Below are 15148 nucleotides of genomic sequence, written 5' to 3' on the forward strand. Positions count from 1 at the left end.
CATAGCATAGGTTGCTGATGTGTAATCTCTATTAGCATACATTTCTGCAACTCTTTGTAACACCGTGAAGTTCGACCCATTTTTGTAGTTCAGCCGGTTTCCTGCGGGTCTACATCAATCATCCATTTGGCGCCTTTGGGAAACCGCTTCTGTTCCAGTGTCTGGCAAATGCCGGTCAGCAGTTTGTTCAGGCGCATGCGGTTGTCTGTGTTCAGAACCAGTTGCGCTCTGTGTCTGTCGGCGCGGCGGGCGATAAGAGCGGGTAGTGGTCCCCAGGTTTCAATGCCAGGCACGTTGGTCAGCGGTTTTATGCTGTCCAGAATCTGCAGGCTCTGTTCCATGGTGTCGGCTTCGGCGCGGAAAATGGCCATGGCGCGGAAGGGTGGGAACTGACCGGATTCCCGCTCTTCAAGTAGCTGGTCGGCCATATCCAGATAGCGGCCATTGCACAGGGTTCGCAGCAGTGGGTGGTCGCTGTGGCAGGTTTGTACCACCACGTTGCCGGCTTTTGTACCGCGCCCGGCCCGGCCACTTACCTGCAGCAGTGTTTGCACCAGCTGTTCCGGTGCCCGGAAGTCGACGCTGAACAGGCCGCCGTCGGCGTTGATCACAACCACCAGGGTTACGTTGGGGAAGTCATGGCCTTTGGCCAGCATCTGGGTGCCCACAAGAATGCAGGGCTTGCCGGTGTTTACCTGTTCAAGAATGTTCTGAATGCTGCCTTTGCGCTGGGTGCTGTCGCGGTCTACCCGCACCACAGGCGTGTCGGGGAAACAGGAGGCAAGTATGTCTTCGGTGCGCTCTGTGCCCTGGCCCACGGGTTTGAAGGCGTCGCTCTTGCACTTGGGGCAGGTGTCGGTGGCCGGGGCCTGAAAATCGCAGTGGTGGCAGCGCATGGCCCGGTCACGGCGATGGTAGGTAAGGCGTGTGTCGCAACGTGGGCACTCAACCATGTGGCCACAGTCAAAACACATCATCACCGGTGCATAGCCACGGCGGTTTACAAACACCAGTGCCTGGTTGCCACTGTCCAGTGTTTGTTTCAGTGCCTTCAGGGCAGGGCGGGAGAGCCCGCCTTCCAGGGGGCGGCTGCGTATGTCCAGCAGGCTGATGGTGGGTGATTGTGCCTTGCCGGCGCGCTCTTCCAGCTTTATCAGCCGGTACTTGCCCGTCAGCGCGTTATGGTAAGACTCCAGAGAAGGCGTGGCCGAGCCCAGAATAACCGGGCACTGGTTCAGGTGCGCCCGGTATACGGCCACATCCCGGCCGGAGTAGCGAAAGCCCTCGCCCTGTTTGTAAGAGTTGTCGTGCTCTTCATCCACAATCAGGGTTTCAAGTGAGGTAAACGGAAGCAGTACGGCCGACCGAGTACCTATAAGAATAACCGGTTCACCGTTGCGGATTTTCAGCCAGGCGTTCAGGCGTTCGCTGTCGTTCAATGCGGAGTGCCACACCAGAATGCGTTCGCCAAAGTAGCGTTTGAAGCGGGCGACGGTTTGCGGGGTAAGGTTGATTTCCGGCACCAGTACCAGCGCCTGGCCATCGGAAGTCAGGTGCTGTTTAAGGTAGTGCAGGTAAATCTCGGTTTTGCCGCTGCCGGTAATGCCATATAGAAGGGAGGCGCTGAAGCCTTCCGCCGGTGTGGGTAATTGTTCCATGGCCTCGGTCTGGGCCGGGGATAATTCCGGGGCAGCTGTGGTGCTTGTGTATGTTTGCTGCCCGGGCAGGCTGGCTTCGGGCTTTGCCAGGCGCACCAGCTCTTTCTGGTGCAGGGCTTTGAGTTGCGCGCGGGTAAAGCCAGCTTTGGTAACGGCGCTGCTTTTAACGCCCTTTTCGTGTTGTGCAATCCAGTCCAGCAGGTTTTTCTGTTTGTAGGCGTTTGCGGGCAGGGCAGCGCTGCTGCCGCACGCCTGCCACCAGTCTTCTTGTTTTTCTGCTGCCGGGCGGCCGCGCCTTAAGGCTGGCGGCAGGGCGGTAAACAGGCACTCGCCCAGCGGGTGCTGGTAATAGTCACTGGCCCAGCTGAGAAGCCGGAAGGTTTCTTCCGGCAGTGCCGGCCAGTCTTCCAGTGCAGTCTGGATGGGTTTGAGGGTAATGCCCTGGGGCGGTTCAACCTCTGTTTCCACAACCAGACCGATGGCCTGCTGGCGCCCGAACGGGATTTTTACCCGCTGGCCGGGTTGCAGGGTGAGGCCTTCGGGCACAAGATAGTCAAAGAGCCGTCTGAGTGGCCGGTTCAGCGCAATTCGGGCTGTTGGTAGCACTGAGGGCTCCCTTATGGATTATACGGATGAGGCTGTAATCATGCGCCTGTAAGGCTTGCCTGCCAGAAAGATTGCAAGTAAGATTCGCGGTCTGTTTGCGGCAGGGCATGATTGTGCCCCGTCTTCTCCATTGATTCAAACATGCGGTGCCTGGCGCCCGGGCTTTTATAGGTGCCCCGTGATCAGGTAGCGGCATGACCCAAAGAGGTTCACCATGAAAGAAGGTATTCACCCTAAGTACGCAGACATCACCGCAACCTGCTCCTGCGGTAATGTGCTCAAGACCCGTTCAACCGTTGGTCACGATCTGCAGCTGGATGTGTGCTCCCAGTGCCACCCATTCTACACTGGCAAGCAGAAGGTTATGGATACCGGCGGCCGTATCGATAAGTTCCAGAAGCGTTTTGGTGGTCGTATTGGTGGTAAGAAAAGCTAATCTTACTGCAGAGTTTAAAAAAAGCGCCTGAGGGCGCTTTTTTTGTTGCAGGCCCGGAAACAGCGCCTGGCTTCAGTTTATACGCAATAGGCCGTATTGACTGATTAAAAATTGTTCGCTTTTGCCCTTGTCGTTTGTTCGAGAGCGCGCCATAATGGCGCGCTCCTTCAGCTCGGCTATGTTCGTCTGAAGGCTATTTACTTTAAATGTGACAAACGGAACAGTGGCAATGTCTCAAGATCTGAAAGAAGCAGCCCTTGAATATCACGCCAAGCCGCGGCCTGGGAAGATCAGTGTAGAAATCACCAAGCCGACAGCGACCGCCCGCGACCTTGCCTTGGCATACAGCCCTGGCGTTGCCGAGCCGGTGCGCGAGATTGCGAAGGACCCGGAGAACGCTTACAAGTACACTGCAAAAGGTAACCTGGTAGCGGTTATCTCCGACGGTACGGCAATTCTTGGTCTGGGTAATCTGGGCCCGCTGGCAAGTAAGCCGGTAATGGAAGGCAAAGGCGTACTGTTCAAGCGGTTTGCCGGAGTTGATGTGTTCGATATCGAAGTCAACTCAGAAAGCCCGCAGGCGTTCATTGAAACCGTTGAGCGTATTGCAGATACCTTTGGCGGCATTAACCTTGAAGATATCAAGGCGCCAGAGTGTTTTGAAATCGAGCACGCTCTGATTGAAAAGTGCAATGTGCCCATCTTCCACGATGACCAGCACGGCACCGCAATTGTTACCGCAGCCGGCATGATCAATGCGTTAGAGCTGCAGGGCAAAAAAATTGAAGACGCGAAAGTGGTGTGCCTGGGTGCCGGTGCCGCTGCTATCGCCTGCATGAAGTTGTTGGTCAGCTGTGGTATCAGCTCCGAGAACATCTTCATGCTCGACCGTAAGGGTGTGATCCACTCAGGTCGCGAAGATCTTAACCAGTACAAAGCGATGTTCGCCAACGACACGGACAAGCGCACGCTGGATGAAGCAATTGACGGCGCCGATGTGTTCCTTGGGCTGTCTGGTCCAGATCTACTGAGTGCTGAGCAGCTTAAGAAGATGGCTCCTAATCCGGTTGTGTTTGCCTGCTCAAACCCGGATCCGGAAATTAACCCGGAAGTTGCCAACTCGGTTCGTGACGACCTGATTATGGCAACCGGGCGTTCAGACTACCCGAACCAGGTAAACAACGTGCTTGGCTTCCCGTTCATTTTCCGTGGTGCGCTCGACGTCCGTGCAACGTGCATCAACGAAGAAATGAAAGTGGCGGCAGTGAATGCCATCCGTGAGCTGGCGAAAGAACCGGTGCCACAGGAAATCTGTGAAGCCTACGGTGTTGAGTCCTTTGAGTTCGGCAAGCAATACATTATTCCGAAGCCTATGGATGTGCGTTTGCTGGAGGTGGTTCCGGCTGCCGTGGCGCGTGCTGCAGTGGACTCCGGAGTTGCCCGCAATGGATACCCGGCCCATTATCCGCTGAAGAGCATAGATGACATTATCTGATCGATGATGTTGCAGGCTTATAAAAAAACCGGCGGTGATCCCGCCGGTTTTTTTGTGTCTGTGTTTCGGGCTTCGGGTTAGAATATCTGGCGCGACAGGTCGCTGCCGCCGCTGCCTGAACCGGTGCGGCCCTCATCCCCTGCAGCGAGTGCGGCCGGGGCATCTTCTTCTTTGAATATCTCGAATCTGCCTTCTTCACCCGGGCGTGCACGCTTGCCGGTTTCCGGATTGATGCGGATATTCACAATGCCGTTTGGCCGAGGCATGAAGGCGGACGGTGTTCCTTCCAGTGCAACTTCCATGTAATCCACCCAGATAGGCAGGGCAGTGCTGGCGCCGTATTCCCGGCGCCCCAGTGGCGCAGGCTGGTCAAACCCGACCCAGGTGGTTGTGGCAATGTCATGGTTGAAACCGGCAAACCAGGTGTCTTTCTGTTTGTTGGTGGTACCGGTTTTGCCCGCAAGGTCGTCCCGCCCCAGCGCCCGGGCACGGCGCCCCGTACCTCGCTTAATAACATCGCGCATCATGGAGTGCAGAATATAAGCCGAGCGTTCATCGGCCAGTCGGCGCATTATCCGGGTCTCGGGTTCTGCTTCCGCCGTTACTGCCGGTGCGTTAACGGGATCGTCAGCCGGCACTGGCTGAATATCTTCTGTGTCGCAGTTCGTGTCGCAAAGAACCACTTCGGGGGCCTGGTAAATGGTTTCGCCGTTAACATCGGTTATGGTTTCTATCAGGTAAGGCTTAACGTCGTAGCCTCCGTTGGCGATAACGGCAAGGCCCCGGGCCAGCTCCATTGGGGTCAGGTGACCACTGCCCAGCGCCAGGGAGAGATCGCTGGGCATGCCTTCAGTTGGCACTTTCAGTTGTTCAAGATAGTCCAAGGTTCGCGAAATTCCCAGATCTCTGAGCAGTCTTACGGAAACCAGGTTGCGAGACCGGTACAGTGCTTCTCGCAGGGTGGTGGGGCCTTCAAAGCGACCGCCCGAGTTTTCCGGGCGCCATCCGGCGCCGGCATCATCAAACACTATGGGGGCGTCGTTATAGATGGTGGCGGGGGTCATGCCGCTTTCCAGGGCTGTCAGGTAGAGGAAGGGCTTGAAGGTTGAGCCTGGCTGGCGCTGGGCCTGGGTAGCGCGATTGTATTTGCTCTGGCTAAAGCTGTAACCGCCGGCCAGGGATTCGATGGCCCCGGTTTTTGCTTTCAGGGAAATCAGGGCGCCTTCAACATCCGGTACCTGCATCAGGGACACGCGAACCGGTTGGTCAAGGGTGGGCGCCTGGGTTTCTTCAGTATCACTGGCATCTGGTGTTGCTTGTACGGTCGCTATTTCTTCAACCCGAACGTAAACCACGTCGCCTGCACTGACAACGTCTGAGGGTTTGGTCGGCTCTGAGCCTGTATAGTTTTGGGTTTTGTAGCGGCTGGCCCACTTCATGGATTCAAAGGGCATAACCGCCGGGCCAAAGCGGCGCACATGGGCCCGGGCCTCGCCTTTATCATCGTCTACCTTTGTAATCACCGCGGGCATCAGGGATTCGACTCTGGGGTAGTTGAGCATGGCCGCGCTCAGGTCGCCGTTTGCCAGGGTGTCGGCGTCAAGCTCGCCGATGGGGCCGCGGAATCCATGCCGGTGATCGTAGGCTTCAAGGCCGTCTCTGAGCGCATCTGTGGCTTTCTGCTGGTCTTCGCTGTCTACCGTGAGGGTCACTGTATAGCCATCGGTGTAGGCGTCTTCACCAAAGCGCCGGACCATCTCGGCTCTGGCCATTTCTGCCACATAGTCCGCGTCTACTTCTGTTTCCGTGGCGTTGTAGGTAGCGGTAACCGGCGCCTGAATGGCCAGTTCGTAAGCATCGGGGCTGATGTATCCGTGTTCTTTCATCCGGCCCAGTATCCAGTCCCGGCGCTGGGTTGCGCGCTGTGGATTGGCTAGCGGGTTATAGGCCGACGGTGCCTTGGGCAGACCGGCCAGCATGGCCATTTGCGCCAGAGAGAGTTCGTTAACGGGCTTGTTGTAATAAACCTGTGAGGCGGCGGCAATGCCGTAGGCACGGTTGCCCAGATAGATTTTGTTCAGGTACAGCTCAAAGATCTGCGGTTTATCCAGTTCCCGCTCTATCTGGATGGCCAGCAGTATTTCATTAAATTTACGGATAAAGGTCCGATCACGTGACAAAAAGTAATTTTTTGCAACCTGCATGGTGATGGTACTGCCGCCAGACTGGATCGAACCCGTGGAGACCAGTTCCACTGCAGCCCGCGCCAGGCCTTTGATATCAACACCATAATGATCATAAAATCGCGAGTCTTCAGCGGCCATAAAGGCTTGTAACTGAATTGTTGGGATCTGTTCGATTGTGATCGGTGCCCTTCTCTTTTCGCCGAATTCTGCTATTAATCGGTTGTCTTTGCTATATACCCGCAGTGGCGTCTGGAGCTTGATGTCCATAATCTGTTCAACGGGGGGCAGGCCGGGGCGGAGGTACAGGTAGAAGCCCGAGCCAACAATAACTGCGAGGCTCAGGCCGGTAAGAAAAAACCACGCAAAAAGACGAGATGTACGCAACAAATGGGGCATTTTTTTCTGACAACTGTTGGAGATAAGTCTATCATTTGAGGAATTGCTTTAGGTGACAAGAGTGTTTCACCGTTGCAAGATCTCTCAGCATGTAATTGCTGACATTGTAAACGGAATAATGAAGAAATTCTCTTAAATAAAAAACACATAAGATATATGCCCGGGTGAATTCTGCCAGGTATTAGGGTGAGCGCGTGTTTGGAAAGAAATCCAGTGCAGTATTGGGCGTGGATGTCAGCTCAAGTTCTGTCAAGCTTCTCGAACTGTCAAAGCAGGGCGACCGCTACAAGGTTGAGAGCTATGCCGTAGAACCGCTGCCGGCCAATGCAGTGGTGGAAAAGAATATCACTGATGTTGAAGCTGTGGGTGAAGTTCTCAAGCGCGCGGCCTCCCGGTCGCGCACCAGTCTTAAGCAGGTTGCCATTGCGGTATCCGGGTCCTCGGTTATCACCAAAGTCATCCAGATGGATGGTGCTCTGAACCAGTTTGAAATGGAAGATCAGATTGCCCTTGAGGCAGATCAGTATATTCCCTATCCCCTTGATGAGGTCGCAATTGACTTTGAAGTGCAGGGGCCAGCCGAAAACAACCCGAATCAGGTCGATGTGCTTCTGGCTGCCTGTCGGAAAGAGAACGTCGATATCCGCGAAGATGCGCTGGAGATGGCTTCTCTGAAGGCCAGAATTGTCGATGTGGAGGCTTACGCCCTTGAGCGGGCCTATGTGCTGATTGCACCTCAGTTAGGTGCACAGCAGGAAGAGTCGGTCGTGGCCATTGTCGATGTGGGTGCCACCATGACAACACTGAGTGTGCTGGCAGAGGGCAAAACGGTTTATACCCGGGAGCAGATTTTCGGCGGCAAACAGCTGACTGAGGAAATTCAGCGTCGTTACGGGTTGTCTGTTCAGGAAGCAGGGCTGGCCAAAAAGCAGGGCGGGTTACCGGATGATTATGAGCCGGAAGTTCTCACGCCGTTCCGGGAAGCCGTGGTTCAGCAGGTTGCCCGGGCGCTTCAGTTCTTTTTCGGAGCCAGTCAGTACAACGCTGTAGATCATGTGGTTCTTGCCGGCGGCACCGCATCTATACAGGGGCTGGCGGAAATGGTGGAAGAAAAAACCGGAACGCCCACGGTGATAGCCAACCCATTTGCCGATATGGCGGTGGCTCCCCGGGTTAATGCGTCCGCCCTGAGTAACGATGCGCCCTCGCTGATGATTGCCTGTGGCCTGGCAATGAGGAGCTTCGACTGATGGCAAAGATTAACCTCAGGCCCTGGCGTGAAGAGCTCCGGGCTGAAAAGCAGAAAGAATTCACTGTGATGGTTCTTGGGGCGGCTGTGATTGCCGCCGGGCTGGCGTTTCTCTGGAGTTCCGACCTGGACAGCAGAGTTGCGTATCAGCAGTCCCGGAACGCGTATATTGAGACGGCGACGAAAAAACTGGATACCCAGATACGGGAAATAGAGAACCTCAAGCGCAAGCGCGATGAGTTATTGGCCCGTATGAAGGTTATTCAGGATCTTCAGGGCAAGCGCCCGGTGATTGTGCGCACCTTTGACGAGCTGGTTCGCACACTGCCCGATGGGCTTTTTTATACCGATCTGAAAAAGTCCGGGGACCGGGTCAGTATTGTAGGCATGGCAGAATCGAACAGCCGGGTCTCAGAACTGATGCGCCAGTTTGAAAACTCTGACTGGTTTAAGGATCCCAACCTTTCTAACGTATCGTCGGCCGGCAGCCGGCGGGCAGGGTACAGCCAGTTCAATATGACCGTGCAACAAAAAACACCTGAGCCCGAAGGGGAGGATAAGTAATGAGCCTCGCGGACTCACTTAAAAGCCTGAATGAATTCGATATCAATGATCTTGATCTCAATAATGCCGGCATCTGGCCTGCGCCAGTCAAGGCGATTGTGGTTCTGATTGTTTTCTGCCTGATTCTGGGCGGTGGTTACTGGTTTTTTGTGAAAGACCAGTATGCGCAACTCGAGAGAGTCGAAAAAACGGAACAGGATCTGCGCAAAAAGTACGAGGAGAAAGCCTACCAGGTGGCAAACCTGGAGGTTTTCAAATCCCAGATGGTTGAGATGGAAGAGACCTTTGGCGCACTGGTACGCCAGCTTCCGAGCGAGACAGAGGTGCCGGGGCTGCTGGAGGACATTACTAATACAGCGCTGGGGAACGGCCTTGCCTTGCAGGAAGTGAAGCTTCAATCGGAGCAGAAGCGGGATTTTTACTCCGAGCTGCCGATTAATATCCGCGTATCCGGCTCCTATCATGAGCTGGCGTCTTTCGTAAGCAGTGTTGCCAGTCTTCCACGAATTGTCACGTTGCACGATTTAACCATTAAACCAACAGGCGGAGACGGTGAACAGCTTGATATGCAGGTTGTTGCCCGCACCTACCGCTACCGGGCTGGAGAATGAGCATGGCGGTAAAGCATGCAGGAAAGGCCTGGCTGGGTTTTTGTCTGGTGTCACTCCTGACGGCCTGCTCCCAGGGCAATGGCTACTCTGATCTGGACAAGTTTATGGCGGATACCCGCGCCAAGCCACGGGGCCACGTGGAACCGCTACCGGAATTCAGCGCCTATGAGGCCTTCAGCTATTCCGCGGCAGACCGGCGCGCACCGTTTGAGCCGCCCATGGATGTGCAGCTGACCATGGTTGATCAGAAGCCTGTCAGTGATGTTGAGCCGAACCTGGATCGCCCCAGGCAAGTGCTGGAAAATTTTGATCTGAAAAATCTGGGCATGGTGGGAACACTCCAGGGAGCAGGGGGCAACCTGTTCGCGCTTATCCGGGATAATTCCGGTGGCGTTCACCGGGTTCGCACCGGAAATTATATGGGGCAGAACTATGGCCGGGTTATCGGCATCAGTGAAGCCCGGGTAGAATTGATAGAAATTGTTCCCGATGGCCGGGGCGGCTGGGTAGAGCGACCTCGCTCTCTGACCCTGAACGAAGACGCAGGCTAAGGAGCGGCTGGATGAAAGTTGAAAGAAAAATGCAAATACCAAAAGGTTCGGGGTCGAGACTAACGATGTTCAGAAAACTCAATGTATATTTAAGCGTGACTGCTTTTGCGTTGTTCTCCAGCCTGGCCAGCGCTGTCACACTGGAAGATGTTTCCTTCTCTTCGTTGCCGGGTGAGCGCCTGGAAGTAACGCTTGAGTTTGATGATCAGCCACCCGAGCCTTCGGGGTACACCATCGAGCGGCCGGCGCGGATTGCGGTTGATCTGGCAGACACCACCAGTGGGCTTGATGCCCGCAGTATTCCCCTGGGGTCGGGCAACGCGCAAAGCATGACCGTTGTTGAAACAAAGGATCGCACCCGCCTGATCTTCAACCTTGTTGAGCTTGCGCCATACGACACCGTTCGTAAGAACAATTCCCTGGTTATGACCATTGGCGCCGAGTCTGGGACAGATGCAGATGTAGCCCGCCCCACGGGCACCACCAGAGCTCCGCAACCGGCGGCAGCACCGGATACACTGGCCGGGGTGGACTTTCGCCGTGGTAAAGATGGCGAAGGCCGGGTGATTGTTGATCTGGGAAGCCCGCAGACTCCTGTGGATCTGTCTGAGCTGGGTGGCAAAATTCGCCTTACAATGGACGGCGTCGCAGTGCCGGCAGACCTGCGCCGTCGCCTGGACGTAACCGACTTTGCAACTCCGGTTACCCGCATCGACACCTTTGTGGAAGACGGAAATGCCGTGGTGGAAATTCGTCCGGAGGGGCATTACGACTACATAGCCTATCAGTCCGGCAGTGAGTTTACCGTCAGTGTTGAACAGCTGAGCGAGGAAGAGGCAGAAACCCGTCGTGAGGAGAAATTCCCGTATACCGGCGATAAGCTCTCCCTGAACTTTCAGGACATTGAAGTACGTTCGGTATTGCAGCTGATTGCCGATTTTACCGGCCTAAACCTGGTGGCTAGTGATACTGTGGGTGGCAGTATCACGTTGCGTTTGCAGAACGTGCCCTGGGATCAGGCCCTGGATCTTATCCTGAAAACCAAAGGGCTGGATAAGCGCCAGATTGGTAATGTTCTGCTGGTGGCGCCGGCCGATGAAATTGCCGCCCGTGAAAAGCTTGAGCTGGAAACCAGCAAGCAGATTGCCGAGCTGGCACCGGTTCGTCTGGACATCATTCAGGTAAATTACGCCAAGGCTGCCGATGTGGTCACACTGATCGAGGCGGACAAGGAGCTGATCACGGACCGTGGGTTTGTGTCTTCAGATGTGCGTACGAACACGATCAGTGTCCGGGAAACCTCTGCCAAGCTTGAGGAAATCCGTCGCCTTGTATCCACCTGGGATGTGCCCGTGCGTCAGGTGTCTATTGAAGCCCGCATTGTGCGTGCCCAGACCAACGTAGCGGAAAATCTGGGGGTTCGCTGGGGTGGCGCAGCCTACGATGTGAGTGGCGATAATGTGTTTTCTATCGGCGGTTCCCAGAGTGCATCTGAGAGTGCCCGGGATGCGGCTACCGGCGGCTCGGGTGATATTTCCTTCTCCGACTCCATGGCTGTGGATCTTGGTGTAACCGGTGAAGGGGCATCGTCCTTTGCACTGGGCTGGGGCGGTAGTGATTTTCTGGTGGATCTGGAGTTGTCGGCCCTTGAAACCGACGGCCAGGCAGAAGTGGTCTCCCAGCCGCGGGTGGTGACGGCTGACCGACAAACAGCGTCGATCAAGTCAGGTGAAGAGATTCCTTATCAGGAAGCGTCGTCCAGTGGCGCAACATCGGTTTCGTTCAAAGAAGCTGTGTTGTCACTGGAGGTGACTCCGCAGATTACTCCGGATGACAACATCATTATGGATTTGATGGTAAACCAGGATTCCCGGGGTGAGGTTACCGCAGGTATCCCCTCTATCAATACCAATGAGGTAACAACCCAGGTGCTGGTAGGCAATGGTGAAACGGTTGTTCTGGGTGGTATCTTCCAGTCAGAGGTTGCGACACAAACCACCAAGACTCCGTTCCTTGGAGATATTCCTTACCTTGGGCGTCTGTTCAAGCGCACGGAGAATATTAATGAACGCAGTGAGCTTCTGATCTTCATTACACCCAAGATCATCAAGAATGACCTGATCCGCTAATCTGGAATCCGGCAGAAAAACCGCCATCTGAAAAGCTGGCGGTTTTTTTGTGATATTCTCATTCGCCTGAACATTATTGAGCGGAAGTTATGTCTTTGCCGAAACGCATAGTCCTGGTTGGCCCCATGGGCGCAGGTAAAAGTACGATTGGCCGGTTACTTGCCCGGGAACTCGGGTACAGGTTTCTGGATTCAGACCGGATTATAGAAGAGCGCTGCGGGGCCAATATTCCCTGGATATTCGATGTGGAGGGGGAGGAGGGCTTCCGCAAACGCGAGACGGCTATGCTGGCGGAATTGTCGACAGAGCCGGAAACGGTTCTGGCTACCGGTGGCGGGGCGGTCATGCGCGATGAAAATTACCCGTTGTTGAAAAAGGACTCGGTGGTGGTGTATCTGAGAACCTCCATCGAGCAACAGATAGAGCGCACCCGCAAAGACCGCAACCGGCCTTTGCTGCAGAACGATGACCCGGAAGGTGTTCTGCGCAGGCTGTTTGCCCTGCGAGACCCTTTGTACACCAGCCTTGCCGATATCATTATGTACACAGACCGCAAAAGCCCCCGGCTAGTGGTTCGCCAGGTGATTAACCGTATCAACCCTAAAACGCCCCGGCAGCAGAGACAGGTCAGAAAAGAGGGACGCAACCATGTATAAACTGCTTCACGAACTACCGGTCGATCTGGGGGATCGTAGCTATCCGATCCTGATCGGTGAAGGGGTACTGGGGGAGCTTGATCTTTCCGGGTACGTGGATGGCTCCCAGGTAATGATTGTGACCAATAACCGGGTCGGCCCCTTGTATCTGGAGCAGGCCAAAGCCTGCTTCCCTGGCAAAACTGTGGATACCGTGGTGTTGCCCGATGGCGAAAAACATAAAGACTGGCAGACCCTGAATCTGATATTCGATGCCCTTCTGGAAAAGCGGCACACCCGAAAAACCACCCTGGTGGCTCTGGGCGGTGGCGTCGTGGGGGATATGACAGGCTTTGCCGCCGCCTCGTACCAGCGTGGGGTGCCGTTTATACAAATCCCGACCACTTTGCTGTCCCAGGTGGATTCATCAGTGGGTGGCAAAACCGGGATTAACCACCCGCTGGGCAAAAACATGATTGGTGCGTTTCATCAGCCTGAAGTGGTGCTGATTGATACAGACACACTCAAAACCCTGCCCCCCAGAGAAGTTTCGGCGGGCCTTGCGGAAGTTATCAAATACGGGCTGATTCGCGACGCCGACTTTCTTGACTGGCTGGAGTTGCTGATTGATCCCCTGGTGGGCGGTGACAGTGTGGCGCTGGCTGAGGCTATATACCGTTCCTGTGGGTGTAAGGCTGATGTGGTTGCGCAGGATGAGCGCGAAGCCGGGCTCCGGGCTACTCTGAACCTGGGTCATACCTTTGGCCATGCCATTGAAACCTTTGCAGGGTATGGCAACTGGCTGCACGGGGAGGCCGTAGGTACCGGGATGATCATGGCGGCCGATCTGTCCGCCCGCGAGGGGGCGATCAGCCGGGCCGACTTTGAACGCATAGTGCAGATTATCAACAGAGCGAACCTGCCATCACTGCCACCGGCGAGCATGACGCCGGAAAACTTTATGAACCTGATGGCGGTGGACAAGAAAAATATTGATGGCCGGTTAAGGCTGGTGTTGCTCAGGGCCGTTGGCGATGCGGTAGTGACGTCTGATGCAGCACCGGAAAACCTTGCGGCAACGCTAGAGACATTTTGTAATCAGCAGCGCTGAGAAATAGCGGTCATTTTGAACAGTAGGTGTCTTTTGTGAAAGACGACAGTTTGAACAGTCTGGATGGCGGCGGTTTGTTCCCTCGCTTACAGCAACAATACAGTCTGAAAGACAATCCGCTGGAAATGGACACGCCGTTTTTTCAGGGCGGCATGCGCCAGCATGCGTTGGAGACCCTGCGTCACTTGTGTGGCTTCGGTGATATGGCGCTACTGCTGACCGGCCCGCCGGGCACGGGGAAAAGCCGGTTGCTGTCAGAGTTGGTACGCAGTGAGTCATCGCGTCTTGGATTCCATTACGTGACCCCCGAAGCCTTGGCCAGTAGCACGGTGCTGGCCGCTAACCTGAAGCAATTGGTCCGTGCCGGGGCCAGCCCTGAAGAGTCTCCCCGGGAGGCAGTGCATCGTTTTTTCCGCTGGTCTGAAGGCCGGGTCGGTAAAGGGCAGCGCATGGTGTTGCTTATTGACGATGCCGGGCAGGCTGATCCGGAGGTACTCCGGCTTATTCTTGAAGGGTTTCTGACTGCAGACAGGGCGAGGGCAGCGGTTCCTGTGATTGCCGGTGAAGCACACCTGAGCCGGGTGCTGATCACAGATGAACTGAACGATGCTGTGCATCAGCTTCACCTGAGTCCGCTGACCAAAGAAGAGGTGTTTTCTTACCTGGAGCCGCGGGTGCGCAAAGCCGGTGGCAAGGTGAGTGAGCTTTTGAGCGCGTCCCGCCTCGAGCGTATACATCAGCTCAGTGAAGGCAGCTTCTCGGGAGTAAAGCGAGTAACTCCGGGCATCTGGCTGGGGATGGTTTCCCGGGCATCAAAGCAGAAGCGCTCGGGACGGATAAGCTTCAGGCAGTTGCGCCTGCCCATTCTGGCGCTTTTATTGTTAGCGGGTTCCTGGTGGTTCGTTGCATGGCAGTATGATGAAACCATGGCTCAGGATGCTGTAAGCAATACGGAGCCGGAGCGAGTGCGCAAGAGCATAACGGTAGGCCCGGAGAATCCCGAAAAAGAAATACCTGCAGAAGTGATCCCGGAGTTGCCAGAGCCGATCGCGCCGGCACCATTAGAGCCAGAGCCAGAGCCAGAGCCAGAGCCAGAGCCAGAGCCAGAGCCAGAGCCAGAGCCAGAGCCAGAGCCAGAGCCAGAGCCAGAGCCAGAGCCAGAGCCAGAGCCAGAACCAGAACCGGAGCCAGCTTTTACACCGAAAAATGCTGACCGGTATGTGGCTGTGGAGGAATTGCGCAGCCGCAGCAAAGGCTGGACAATTCAACTGGTGGCGGGAAATCTTGAGGAGACAGCATTAAACGTACTTTCCCGGTACTCACAACTGGACACCATGGTGTATACCCTGGGTGAGCGCAAAAATGAGCCCTGGTTCATGGTTCTCTATGGCGACTACGCAACCAGAGAAGAGGCCAGAAAGGCTATTTCCGCTCTCCCTGACACGTTAGTATCCCGTTCCCCGTGGGCGCGTACCACCGGGGACCTGTAGCGCCTCTAAGGGAAAGCCGGCCTTTTTTATT

The 15148-nt window shown here is 55.5% G+C and carries 12 protein-coding genes; 10 read left to right on the forward strand and 2 right to left on the reverse strand.

The annotated features are described in order from the left end of the window. Nucleotides 1–89: 89 nt before the first annotated feature. The gene (locus tag FFI95_RS14680; protein ID WP_144823784.1) at nucleotides 90–2264 is read right to left on the reverse strand and encodes a primosomal protein N'; all 2175 of its coding nucleotides are present in this window, start codon (nucleotides 2262–2264) and stop codon (nucleotides 90–92) included. A 214-nt stretch (nucleotides 2265–2478) separates the two neighbouring features. Here FFI95_RS14680 and rpmE point away from each other — a divergent pair, with 214 nt between their 5' ends. Continuing rightward, a complete protein-coding gene (gene rpmE, locus FFI95_RS14685; protein WP_144823785.1) occupies nucleotides 2479–2700 on the forward strand; it encodes a 50S ribosomal protein L31 in 222 nt (73 codons plus the stop codon). A gap of 229 nt (nucleotides 2701–2929) precedes the next feature. After that, nucleotides 2930–4195: a malic enzyme-like NAD(P)-binding protein gene (locus tag FFI95_RS14690; protein ID WP_144823786.1), complete on the forward strand. Its 1266-nt coding sequence runs from the start codon at nucleotides 2930–2932 to the stop codon at nucleotides 4193–4195. A 77-nt stretch (nucleotides 4196–4272) separates the two neighbouring features. Here the strand turns inward: FFI95_RS14690 and FFI95_RS14695 are convergent, their stop codons facing one another. Next, complete coding sequence (locus FFI95_RS14695; RefSeq protein WP_144823787.1) at nucleotides 4273–6777, reverse strand: penicillin-binding protein 1A; 2505 nt, start codon at nucleotides 6775–6777, stop codon at nucleotides 4273–4275. Between the two features lie 194 nt (nucleotides 6778–6971). Between FFI95_RS14695 and FFI95_RS14700 the strand changes: the two genes are divergently transcribed. The 8 genes from FFI95_RS14700 (at nucleotide 6972) to FFI95_RS14735 (ending at nucleotide 15117) form a co-directional block, all read left to right on the forward strand. Continuing rightward, nucleotides 6972–8027 carry a pilus assembly protein PilM gene (locus tag FFI95_RS14700; protein WP_144823788.1) on the forward strand — a complete coding sequence of 352 codons (1056 nt, stop codon included), beginning with the start codon at nucleotides 6972–6974 and terminating at the stop codon, nucleotides 8025–8027. Continuing rightward, on the forward strand, nucleotides 8027–8590 hold the full coding sequence (locus FFI95_RS14705) for a PilN domain-containing protein (protein ID WP_144823789.1): 564 nt from the start codon (nucleotides 8027–8029) through the stop codon (nucleotides 8588–8590). The genes FFI95_RS14700 and FFI95_RS14705 overlap by 1 nt, the downstream gene beginning before the upstream one ends. Beyond that, a complete protein-coding gene (locus tag FFI95_RS14710) occupies nucleotides 8590–9201 on the forward strand; it encodes a type IV pilus inner membrane component PilO (protein ID WP_144823790.1) in 612 nt (203 codons plus the stop codon). Before FFI95_RS14705 ends, FFI95_RS14710 begins: the two co-directional genes overlap by 1 nt. A gap of 2 nt (nucleotides 9202–9203) precedes the next feature. Next, nucleotides 9204–9752, forward strand: coding sequence for a pilus assembly protein PilP (locus tag FFI95_RS14715; protein WP_144823791.1), 549 nt, complete (start codon nucleotides 9204–9206; stop codon nucleotides 9750–9752). A 65-nt stretch (nucleotides 9753–9817) separates the two neighbouring features. Further along, on the forward strand, nucleotides 9818–11881 hold the full coding sequence (locus FFI95_RS14720) for a type IV pilus secretin PilQ (protein WP_144823792.1): 2064 nt from the start codon (nucleotides 9818–9820) through the stop codon (nucleotides 11879–11881). An 89-nt stretch (nucleotides 11882–11970) separates the two neighbouring features. Further along, nucleotides 11971–12537, forward strand: coding sequence for a shikimate kinase AroK (gene aroK / locus FFI95_RS14725; RefSeq protein ID WP_144823793.1), 567 nt, complete (start codon nucleotides 11971–11973; stop codon nucleotides 12535–12537). Then, on the forward strand, nucleotides 12530–13627 hold the full coding sequence (gene aroB, locus FFI95_RS14730; RefSeq protein WP_144823794.1) for a 3-dehydroquinate synthase: 1098 nt from the start codon (nucleotides 12530–12532) through the stop codon (nucleotides 13625–13627). The genes aroK and aroB overlap by 8 nt, the downstream gene beginning before the upstream one ends. Nucleotides 13628–13662: 35 nt before the next feature. Next, on the forward strand, nucleotides 13663–15117 hold the full coding sequence (locus FFI95_RS14735; RefSeq protein WP_144823795.1) for an SPOR domain-containing protein: 1455 nt from the start codon (nucleotides 13663–13665) through the stop codon (nucleotides 15115–15117). The last annotated feature ends 31 nt before the right edge of the window (nucleotides 15118–15148 follow it).

It is taken from the genome of Marinobacter piscis (assembly GCF_007671655.1).
Lineage (GTDB): Bacteria > Pseudomonadota > Gammaproteobacteria > Pseudomonadales > Oleiphilaceae > Marinobacter > Marinobacter piscensis.

Bases quoted from the DNA above. Each gene is read 5' to 3' on its own strand.
- FFI95_RS14710 (WP_144823790.1), top strand. From the start codon at position 8,590: ATGAGCCTCGCGGACTCACTTAAAAGCCTGAATGAATTCGATATCAAT.
- FFI95_RS14720 (WP_144823792.1), top strand. From the start codon at position 9,818: ATGTTCAGAAAACTCAATGTATATTTAAGCGTGACTGCTTTTGCGTTG.
- FFI95_RS14695 (WP_144823787.1), bottom strand. From the start codon at position 6,777: ATGCCCCATTTGTTGCGTACATCTCGTCTTTTTGCGTGGTTTTTTCTT.
- aroB (WP_144823794.1), top strand. From the start codon at position 12,530: ATGTATAAACTGCTTCACGAACTACCGGTCGATCTGGGGGATCGTAGC.
- aroK (WP_144823793.1), top strand. From the start codon at position 11,971: ATGTCTTTGCCGAAACGCATAGTCCTGGTTGGCCCCATGGGCGCAGGT.
- rpmE (WP_144823785.1), top strand. From the start codon at position 2,479: ATGAAAGAAGGTATTCACCCTAAGTACGCAGACATCACCGCAACCTGC.
- FFI95_RS14715 (WP_144823791.1), top strand. From the start codon at position 9,204: ATGGCGGTAAAGCATGCAGGAAAGGCCTGGCTGGGTTTTTGTCTGGTG.
- FFI95_RS14705 (WP_144823789.1), top strand. From the start codon at position 8,027: ATGGCAAAGATTAACCTCAGGCCCTGGCGTGAAGAGCTCCGGGCTGAA.
- FFI95_RS14690 (WP_144823786.1), top strand. From the start codon at position 2,930: ATGTCTCAAGATCTGAAAGAAGCAGCCCTTGAATATCACGCCAAGCCG.